Here is a 526-nt window from a genome sequence, read left to right on the forward strand (position 1 = left end):
CAAAGCTAAAACAGGCTATCCCCGCGTGTCCCGCGGTTCTTTTTTTATCCGGTTACGGATCTTTTCTGTGCTATTATGCACATTTTTTATATATTCTTTTTCCTTCTTTCAGAATATTGACCGCCGCATTCACATCCCGGTCCATCCGGTTTCCACATTCGCATAGGTATATCCGTTCTGATAATGCCAGCTCTTTCTTCTTATGTCCGCATACGCTGCATATCTTACTGGATGCAAAATATCTGTCTACTTTTATCAGATATTTTCCACGTTCTTCCAGCTTATATCCAAGCATGGAAAGGAACTGACCGTATCCGTTATCCTGTATCCCTTTTCCGAAATGCAGGCCTCCGGCTATCCCCTTCAGGTTCAGATCCTCCACACATACCGCGTCATAGTCTTCTGCAAGGCTGTGGCTGAGCTTATGCTGGAAATCCTTCCTCTGGTTCTTTATCTTTTCATGATATAAAGCAACCTTTTTCTTCTGTTTCTGATAGTTACGGCTGCCCTTTTCACATCTGGAAAG

General features: G+C 43.3%; 1 protein-coding gene. It reads right to left on the minus strand.

Annotated elements, in window-relative coordinates:
• Window positions 1-73: 73 nt before the first annotated feature.
• Window positions 74-526, minus strand: a 453-nt coding sequence (locus LJE11_RS19265) for an RNA-guided endonuclease InsQ/TnpB family protein (RefSeq protein ID WP_161324063.1), incomplete at its 5' end; no start/stop codon positions are given.

It is taken from the genome of Blautia sp. DFI.1.216 (assembly GCF_020594215.1).
GTDB lineage: Bacteria > Bacillota > Clostridia > Lachnospirales > Lachnospiraceae > Blautia_A > Blautia_A wexlerae.